Here is an 8,805-nt window from a genome sequence, read left to right as displayed (position 1 = left end):
CCCGGGCCCCACCGCGCCCGCCCCCCGCCACGACCCCGCGCCGGCGGCCGGGGAACCGCGCCCGGGTGCCCCGCCCGCCACCCTGTCCGGCGGGCCGCCTTCTCCCGGCGGCCCGTCCGGTCGGGGGCCGGGGCACCCCCGGCCGGGGAGACGGGCCGGGCGGGCGGACCCGGGGAGGCGGCCGGCGTCGGCGGCTATCGTGCACACGTGCACGAGGCGGTCCGTGGGCCGTGGGCAGGGCACCCGAGGGGAGCGGTTCCAGGTGATCGGACGGGCGCTGAACGGGCGTTACGAACTCGTCGAGATACTCGGCGTCGGCGGCATGGCCACCGTCTGGCGGGGCGTGGACCACGTGCTGGGCCGCCAGGTGGCCGTCAAGGTCCTCAACGGGGGCCTCGCCGACGACCCGCGGTTCGCCGAGCGGTTCAGCCGCGAGGCGCAGCACGCCGCGATGCTGGTGCACCCGCGGATCGTGATGGTCTTCGACTCCGGGGTGGACCAGGGTTCGCCGTACATCGTCATGGAGCTGGTCCAGGGCTGGTCGCTCGCCGCCCTGCTGGCGCAGCAGCCCGGCCTGCCCGTCGAGCGGGCCGTCGGCATCGCCGCGGCGGTCTGCGAGGCGCTGGAGGTCGCGCACGGCGCGGGGCTGGTGCACCGGGACATCAAGCCCGGCAACATCATGATCACCAACGACGGCGGGGTGAAGGTCGTCGACTTCGGCATCGCGCGGGCCGGTTCGTCCAGCAACCTCACCCAGGCGGCGATGGTGCTCGGCACGGCGGCCTACCTGTCGCCCGAGCAGGCCACCGCCGCCGAGCTGGACGGGCGCACCGACCTGTACGCGGTCGGCTGCGTGCTGACCGAGATGCTGACCGGCGCACCGCCGTTCACCGCCGAGACGCCGGTGGCGATCGCGTTCAAGCACGTCACCGAGCAGCCGCTGCCGCCGTCGGCGAGACGGGCGGGGGTGCCGCCGGCGCTGGACGCGGTGGTGCTGCGCCTGCTCGCCAAGAACCCGGCCGACCGGCCCGGCACCGGTGCGGCCGCGCGCGCCGAGTTGCTGGCGACCGTGCCGGGGCTGGCCTTCTCCGACCCGACCAGCGAGCTGCTCGCCACCGGCGCGGCCACCCAGCTGCTGCCGCCGGTCGCCGCCCGGCCCGCGCCCGCCGCCACCTCGGTGATGGCGCCCGTCCCGGTCGCCCCCTTCGCGGCCGCGCCCTTCCCGGCGGACGACGAGCCCGTCCGGGAGAGCCGGCGCAAGCCGCTGGTGTTCGGCGCGCTGGGCCTGGTGGGGATCGCGGGCGCCGCGATGCTCGGGCTCACCGCCTTCGACGACCCGGCCACCCCCACCGCCGCGCCGCCGCCCAAGCCGACCAAGGTCGCCTCGGCCGCCCCGACGCCCACGCCGTCCGCGAGCCCCACCCCGACCCCCACGCCGACTCCGACGCCCACCCCGACGACCGCTCCGACCCCGCCGCGCGGCCAGACCCCCGCCGTGCAGCTCAACGCCCTGCGTCAGGTGGTCGCCCAGACCCAGGTCACCAAGGAGCGCGACCGCCAGCTCGACCTCCTGCGGACCCTGGACGACGCGGCCTCGCGCCTCAACCAGGGGAAGGAGGAGGACGCCGCGCAGGAGTTGAAGAACGCCCAGCGGACGGTCCGGGACCTCGCCAAGAAGCACGCGATCGACGCGCAGACGGCCGCGAACTGGAACACCCGGCTGACGGTGCTGATCACCTCGCTCAACGCCTCCGCCGAGCAGGACCAGGACGGGTGACCGGGCGTCCGGGCCGCCCGGCGATCCGGTGCCGCCACGGATGATCCGCAGCAGGCGCCGCCCCTCGTCGTCAACGGCGTGGACCCGTCGCCGTTCCGCCACGACGAGGACGGTGGCGGGGGTGCGGCCGTAGGCTGCGGACGGTGACCTACGACATCTTCTTCCTGCGGGTTCAGCCCGGCCGCACGTTCGAAGAGACCATGGAGGAGCGCAACGCCGCCTACGACCCGGACGCCGAGCCCGCCCCCATGAACCTGACCGGCGACCAGCGTGCGGCCTGGGACAGACTCACGCGGCGCGTAGCACTGGAGGTAGGTCCGATCACCTCCGAGGAGTACCTCTACGACCTGACCCTGTGCCGCGACGGGCCCGCCGGCCGTCTGCAGGTGGACTTCGCGGGAGACTCGGCCTCCATCGAGATCCCCTACCGCTATCCGGGACAGGCCGCGCTACCGATCATGGCCGAGGCGTATCGCATGGCTCGGATCATCGAGGACGAGAGCGGCCTCGAAGGCTACGACCCCGAGGTCGACCAGCCCACCCGGACAGGTGATGTCGACACCGCGGCAGCCAAACTCGGTGGCATCTCCACCTGGGCGCGCGATCGTCTCACCTGATGAGAGGAACCCTCTCCGGGGCATCGTGGAGAGAGCGAAGGTCGGCCGGCGGAACCAGCGCCGCGTCAGGCACTAGAAGAGGCCGGCCGGGTGGTGCCGTGCGAGACCGTCGAGGAGCGCGCGGAGCCACGGGTCGCGCACGGCGGGCAGCCGCACCAGGGTGTGCCGGAACACCGCCAGGTCGATCCGGAACAGGCGGTCGGGGCGCACCGAGGGCGGGTCGAAGTCGTCACGGAGGACGCCGTCGGGCAGTCGGCCCGAGGTGGGGGCGGGGAGGTCCGGCTCGGGGTGGACCAGCCGGCGCCAGACCCCGAACGGCAAGGGCACCGGGTACGCCGCCGTACCGGGCGGGGACCAGCTCTCCCCCGTCCGGGGATGGGACGGCACGAGGAGGATGTCCGCGTCCCCGTCGGGCGCCGGCAGTCCCGGTCCGGCCAGGACGGCGCGGCGGGCGGGCGGGCCGGCGGGCAGCATGGCGTCGAGCGCGCGTTGGAACACCTCCCCGGCCAGGCCGTCCGGGACGGTCACCGGCCGGCCCTCCGAGGCCACCAGCAGGTGGGCGAGCGCGCGGCCGGCCGCCGCCTCCCACCGGGGGCTCCAGGACCACACGTGGTTCGACCAGTGGCCCGCCGTCATCCGGGACCCCCAGGTGAGGACCGGCTCGAACGGGGGCGTGCTGTCCCCCTCTGCCAGCAGCTCCCCCCAGGAGAGCGGTGCCGGGTCGGTGCCGTCGACGGGCCGGCGGCGGACGGCGTCCGGGTCGAGCCACATCGCCTGCCAGAGCGAGCAGTCGTCGATCCGGCTCGCCACGGGCAGGGCGCACTCCAGGCAGGCCGCGTTGGGGCCGTCGGCCCCGTCGAGGCCGCAGCAGGAGCTGTCTCCGCGATGCTCCGGGATCAGTACGGTGCCGTGGGCGTCGCCGGGGGCCACGACGATCGCGCCCGGCGCGCCGTCGGAGAGCGCCCAGACCGGTGCGTAGACGCCGCGGGCGGCCGCCTCGTCCGGCGGGATCTCCTCCCACCGCCGCCACGGCGGGCCCGAGGGTTCCGGGTCCACGGCGAAGGTGCCGGACTCCATGAGCACCGGCAGTTGGATCCCGTTCCCGTAGGACTGACGGGCGTGGACCGGCAGGTCGACCTGGGACAGCGGGGCGGTGAGTTCGGCACCGCACCCCGCACACACGAAAACGATCAAGCGTCCTCCGAGGGAATCGGAGGCATCATCACAGCCCGTCGTCGGCGCGCCAATCGGTTTTCCGGACGGCGCGCCGGAGCGGGACGTCGGACCCGCCGACTTCTGGCGTCGGAGCTCCGGGTGCTGTTCTGAGTGGTCATCACCTCGTCGACGCGGTGAGGAGCTTGGCCACCCGGGCCTGGCAGGCTTTCGATACGAACACGAAGACCTCACCGGCCTCGGCCACCCCATATTTGGGGGTTCCACCAGTACGCCGCCGCGGTCGGCGGGAGGGAGACTTCCGGCCAAGGGCCGCGGCCTGTTCCGAAGGCCGACGCCGAGGACAGATGGGGGAGAGCCACGATGAGTGGTCAGCTGTACGACGAGATCGGCGAGGCGTTCGAGGGCTTCAAGACCCTTCCGCTCACCCGGTACGGCGAGGTGCCGGGCTTCCTCGCCCTCGTCGGCGACGTGAAGGGGAGGTCGATCCTCGACCTCGCCTCCGGAACCGGCTTCTACAGCCGGGAGTTCAAGCGCCGCGGCGCGTCCGACGTGCTCGGCGTCGACATCTCCTCCGCGATGGTCGAGGCGGGCCAGGGCCTGGAGGCGGCCGACCCGCTGGGCGTGCGCTACGAGGTCGGCGACGTCGCCGAACTGCGTTCCTTCGACGAGCCGTTCGACATCGCGATCGCGGTGCAGTTGTTCAACTACGCCGAGGACGTCGCCACCATCGAGCGGATGTGTCGCAACATCCACCGCAGCGTCGCGCCCGGGGCCGAGTTCTTCGTCTTCACGCAGCACCCGGACCTCCGGTTCGAGGGCCCGGGGCTGGCCAAGTACGGCTTCCTGTGCGAGTCGCTCGGCGAGGAGACGGAGATCGGGCCGCGGGTGCGGCTGACCGCGCTCCTCGACCCGCCGATCACCTTCGAGGCGAACCCGCCGAGCCGGTCTGTCCTGGAGAAGTCCCTGGAGGCGGCCGGGTTCGGCGAGATCACCTGGGTGCCGCTGGAGATCTCCGCCGCCGGCGTGCGCGAGTACGGTGAGGAGTTCTGGGCGGACTACCACGCCAACCCGCCGCTGACGATGCTGCGCTGCCGCGCCTGATCCGGCGTCGCAGAGACGAGGGCGGCCCTCGCGCGGGGGGCGAGGGCCGCTCGGCCGAGGTGTGCGGTCCGCGCGCCTTCGCGGAGTGCCACAGAGGCCCGGCCACGCGTCGCGGACGCGCGGCCGGGCCGGACGCCGGTCATCCCAGGAGCGGAACCGGGTTGTCCGGGCGGTCCAGCCATGCGGTTTGGCCGTCCGGAGTCACGGTGAGCCCGAAGCGGTCGAATCCGGGGCGTCCCCGGCCGTCCCACCAGCGCCGGGCGGCCTCCACCTCGTCCCACAATCGCCGTGGCCCGGACTGAACCACCTCGTACTGAGTGCGGCCCGGTTCCCAGTCGGCCGTCGTCCACGAGGTGACGGCCGTGTCGTGCAGCCACAGCGTGTAGGACCCGTCGTCGTAGCGCTCGGTCAGCGGGAACACGCCAGGGACTTGCAGGCCGATGGCGAACATCTCCAGCCATCCGCCGATGTCCTCCGGGGACAACTCGGTGGTGGACCGGCTTCCGTCTGCGGGCCAGGGACCGGAGAGGTACGTCAAGCTGCTCGGTCGGGCGCTCCGTTGCCGACGCAGTCGCATGAAGGCCGACGAGCCGGCCGCTCGCCGTTCCGTTGTCGCCCACCGTGAGTCGGGCCAGGGCCTCGCCGCCGTACTCCGGCCCCCACGGTACGACGATCACCGCACCGGGTCGGGCCTGCTCAACCCATGGATACGGCACGCGGCCCACCGAGCAGGTGGCGATCACACGGTCGTACGGTGCCGCCTTCGCGTAGCCTTCGGCACCGTCGCCGACCACAGGGGTCGGAGCGTACCCGGCATGTGCGAGGCGACGTCGCGCCCGGGCCGCGCTGTCCTCGTCCACCTCGACGGTGACGACGTTCTCGGACCCGACACGGTGGGCCAGGAGGGCGGCGTTCCAGCCGGTTCCGGTGCCGATCTCCAGGACCCGGTGGCCGGTCTCGACGTCCAAGGCGTCGAGCATGGAGAACACCATGGTGGGCATGGAGTTGGACGACGTGGGGATCGTTCCCCGGTCGTCGCCGGTGTGATCGCCGTCGTCCCACTGCGTGGTGAGCGGCACGTCCGAGTGGACGACGTCCCACCAGGCCGCCGGGTCGGTGTCCCGGCGGACCACCTCGCCCTGGCGTACGCCGTCGGCCCGGCCGGGCCAGACCGTTCCGGGCACGAAGAGGTGGCGGGGTACGGCGTGGTAGGCCGCCAGCCAGTCCGTGGTGAGCGACCCGTTCGCGAGGAGCGCGGAGGCCAGTCGGGCCCGACCGGCCTCCGCTCGCTGCTTGTCGGTCACGGGCTACTCGCCGTCCGCCGGGCCCTTGCCGTCCGAGGTGTTGCCACCCTCGGAGGACCCGCCGCCGCCGTGCTTGTTGCCGCTGTTGGAGTCGTCCTGCTGGCCGCCGCCGGTCCCGGAGCCGGAGCCCCCGCCGTGCTTGCCGTTGAACGTGGGCATGGACACGGCTCGTCCCTCCGTCGTCGCCCGGACCGGGTGAGTCTCCCGATCCGTCGTGCGCCTTCGTCGGCACGCTATGCCTGTGGGTGTCGCTGACGGGGCCGTGATTCCCGGATATTCCGGCTGCGGAGCCTACGATTCGTGGGAATTCTCAGGCGGATCCGAGAGCTCGGCGGCACCGCGTGATGACCTTGTGGGCATCCGAGCCGTAGACGGCCGCACCGGCGAGCACCTCCCATACGCGCCGGTAGAGCGCCACGCTGTCGGACTGGTCCAGCCACAGTTCCGCGTGCCAGTCCTCGACGATGACAAGTCGCTCGTCATATATCCAGAATCCGTTGGCAGGGGGCAGCTTGAGCGAGGCCTCGAACGGCACGACGCCGAGGGACAGCGTGTTGAGACCGAGGGCGCTGCCGAGCCGGTCGAGTTGCGCGGCCATCACGGCCGGGGAACCGACCAGGGCACGTAGCGCGGCCTCCCACATCACGATGTGGTACTGCTTGCCCGGTTGGTACAGAGCCTCCTGCCGTTGGACACGGGCTCGCACGGCATCCTCGATGTCGCGTGGCGAACGGTGGAGGTCGGCGTAGGCGCCGAAGACATGCCTGGCGTAGTCGGCCGTCTGGAGCATTCCGACGATCATCGAGCCCTCCCAGGCGCGCATGACCGTCGAACGCTCGTACTCGACCGTCAGCCTGTCCTGTACCGGCCGGTGCCCGGCGGCGAGTTGTCGCCGCCAGGAGCGAGAGTGCGACTCCAGTACTCTCAACCGCGCCGCCAACTCCTGGGCCGCATGGGGTTGACCGACACCCGCGGCCCAGGCTTTGAGGTCTTCCTGGGTGGCCGTCTGTCTACCGGTCTCCAGCTTGCTGACCTTGGACTGTGGCCAGCCCAAGCGGTCGGCCAGCTGCCGGCCCGTGAGAGCGCCCTCGGTGCGCAGCTCGCGGAGCCGCAGACCGAGGGCGATTCGGGCCTGTTGGAAGTCGGTGCTCACCCGCCGGACGGTACTCCAGTGCCGAACGCCCGGTGAGGGGCGGCGAAGTGCCAAGCGGCATCGCGCACCTGGCAGGCACGGGCGATCTGGACCGGGTCGGTGATCAGCTCGACGCCGGTCAGATCGTCGTCGGCGTCGAAGTGCAGCAGGGCGATCACGCGCGAGTCGAACAGCCAGGTGTCCTCGCCCGGGAGGTTCAGACGGTCGGCGTCCGCGCGCCAGAGATAGCGGATGTCCTCCCCCACGGCGCCGTTCCGCTCGGCGTTGTCGAGCAGGTACCGCTGCCCCGGGGTGGGCGGGTTGTCCATGATCCGCACCCGCTCGAACCGCTTTCCGAGACTGACCTGCTCGCGACGCGAAAGGCACCAGGGATCGTCCAGGTCCCATCCGGCCGCTTGCCCGGCGGTGAAGCGGCGGTAGGTCTCCGTCTGCTCGTCGGAGCGGTACCGGCGACGGGTCTCCAGCCGGAAGGCCGTGTGCTGAAAGCTCTCGAACATGCCGTCGAACTCGTCGAAGCTGATCAACACGGGTTCCCGGTCCACGTCACGGGGGGAGAAGTCGGCGAGCAGGGCACGCGGCACGATCACGAACCCTTCCCCGGGCCGGACTTTGCGCAGTTGGGCCACCTCCTCGGGGTCGGTCACGAGATCGCCCTGCACCAGCACGTCCCCGGTCTCCACGACTTCGTAGAGCGTCGGGCATCCGTTGTTCCCCGAGTTGCTTCCGATGTAGCGCAGTCGTCGGCCCACAGCTGTTCCCCTCGCTGTCGTCGCAGGTTGTCCCAGGATGCCGCCCGGTAGTGAAGGGGAGGACGTCGATTCTCGAAGATTCTCCGAGGCGGCGGAAATCCGCCGTCCGGCCCGATGAAGGGCCGGACGGGGGCTGAGAGTCTGGTGGCCTTGGTCATGGGGTGGCCGAACTCGCCGGCCTCGGCACCTTTCCGGAAGCCTGCCGGAGTTCCCGCAGCGCCGTCCCGAGCTGTGTCCTGTTCACTCGCCGTACTGTGCCCACCATTCGGCGAACGGTACGGACCGCGCCATCACGGTGTCGCGGTACGTCTTGAATCCGGCGATCCGGCTGTCGGAAAGGAGTTCGACCCCGAGGTACCTTCCGTTGTCGTCATAGCTCATCACGGCTGCGGTCTCGTCGTCGAACAGCCAGAAGTCCGGCGCCTCCGGAACCGGGTTCTCCTGACCGGTGGTGTCGAGGATGAAGAACTCCTCCCCAGCCGCCATGTTCCGGTGATAGCCCCAGGCAAGCTCGAACCGGAGATAGTCGGTGAGCGGGCGCGAGAGGATGTGGACCCGGTACATGCGCTTGCCGGCCCGCGTGGCGTCGGCCACCGTTTTGACCCACCCGGCTGTCTTGTAGTCCGCGGGCTGCTCCTCGCCCGCGAGGAAGGCATGGTAGGCGTCCACTCCACCGGACCGGCTGTAGTCGTCCAGCGTTTCCAGCCGGAACGCCTCCTGGCCGAACTCCGCGAAGCAGTCTCCGAGCGTCCTAGATGAGGTTGTCATGGACGGCCTTTCGAATCAGGCCGTCGAACTCGGAGGTCGTGATGACATGCAGGAATGGTGGCGAAGTCGGTCGGGGCGTGAGGGCGGTGCTGCGGGCGGAGTGGGGAGTCGGGGGGGGCGACTTGCCACAACCGGGGACCCCGGGCAAGGCAGAAAGCGC

The 8,805-nt window shown here is 71.7% G+C and carries 9 protein-coding genes and 1 pseudogene; 3 read left to right on the top strand and 7 right to left on the bottom strand.

The genetic code is table 11. The features are described 5' to 3' along the window. Positions 1-262: 262 nt before the first annotated feature. The gene (locus ACFXHB_RS42410) at positions 263-1,777 is read left to right on the top strand and encodes a protein kinase (protein ID WP_380582165.1); all 1,515 of its coding nucleotides are present in this window, start codon (positions 263-265) and stop codon (positions 1,775-1,777) included. A gap of 143 nt (positions 1,778-1,920) precedes the next feature. Further along, positions 1,921-2,394, top strand: a complete 474-nt coding sequence (locus ACFXHB_RS42405) for a hypothetical protein (RefSeq protein WP_380582163.1) — start codon at positions 1,921-1,923, stop codon at positions 2,392-2,394. A 72-nt stretch (positions 2,395-2,466) separates the two neighbouring features. Here the strand turns inward: ACFXHB_RS42405 and ACFXHB_RS42400 are convergent, their stop codons facing one another. Further along, entirely contained in the window at positions 2,467-3,588 is a 1,122-nt protein-coding gene (locus ACFXHB_RS42400) for a hypothetical protein (protein ID WP_380582161.1), read from the bottom strand. A 342-nt stretch (positions 3,589-3,930) separates the two neighbouring features. Here ACFXHB_RS42400 and ACFXHB_RS42395 point away from each other — a divergent pair, with 342 nt between their 5' ends. After that, positions 3,931-4,671, top strand: coding sequence for a class I SAM-dependent methyltransferase (locus ACFXHB_RS42395; RefSeq protein WP_380582160.1), 741 nt, complete (start codon positions 3,931-3,933; stop codon positions 4,669-4,671). A gap of 139 nt (positions 4,672-4,810) precedes the next feature. On the opposite strand, the gene ACFXHB_RS42390 is transcribed toward ACFXHB_RS42395, so the two are convergent. From ACFXHB_RS42390 to ACFXHB_RS42365, 6 genes and pseudogenes are all read right to left on the bottom strand, one after another. Next, entirely contained in the window at positions 4,811-5,122 is a 312-nt protein-coding gene (locus ACFXHB_RS42390; protein ID WP_380582169.1) for a hypothetical protein, read from the bottom strand. Between the two features lie 256 nt (positions 5,123-5,378). After that, positions 5,379-5,651 (bottom strand): annotated as a pseudogene (locus ACFXHB_RS42385) (methyltransferase domain-containing protein); the annotation flags it as partial. Positions 5,652-5,978: 327 nt separating this feature from the next. Then, positions 5,979-6,140: a hypothetical protein gene (locus ACFXHB_RS42380; protein WP_380582167.1), complete on the bottom strand. Its 162-nt coding sequence runs from the start codon at positions 6,138-6,140 to the stop codon at positions 5,979-5,981. Positions 6,141-6,285: 145 nt separating this feature from the next. After that, complete coding sequence (locus ACFXHB_RS42375; protein ID WP_380582158.1) at positions 6,286-7,128, bottom strand: helix-turn-helix domain-containing protein; 843 nt, start codon at positions 7,126-7,128, stop codon at positions 6,286-6,288. Continuing rightward, the gene (locus tag ACFXHB_RS42370) at positions 7,125-7,877 is read right to left on the bottom strand and encodes a DUF6879 family protein (RefSeq protein ID WP_380582156.1); all 753 of its coding nucleotides are present in this window, start codon (positions 7,875-7,877) and stop codon (positions 7,125-7,127) included. Before ACFXHB_RS42370 ends, ACFXHB_RS42375 begins: the two co-directional genes overlap by 4 nt. A 240-nt stretch (positions 7,878-8,117) precedes the next feature. Beyond that, the gene (locus ACFXHB_RS42365) at positions 8,118-8,645 is read right to left on the bottom strand and encodes a DUF6879 family protein (RefSeq protein WP_380582154.1); all 528 of its coding nucleotides are present in this window, start codon (positions 8,643-8,645) and stop codon (positions 8,118-8,120) included. Positions 8,646-8,805 lie beyond the last annotated feature (160 nt).

It is taken from the genome of Kitasatospora sp. NPDC059327, assembly GCF_042752535.1.
GTDB lineage: Bacteria > Actinomycetota > Actinomycetes > Streptomycetales > Streptomycetaceae > Kitasatospora.
Note: the sequence above shows the minus strand (reverse complement) of the source record. Positions and strands in the feature narration are given on the sequence as shown.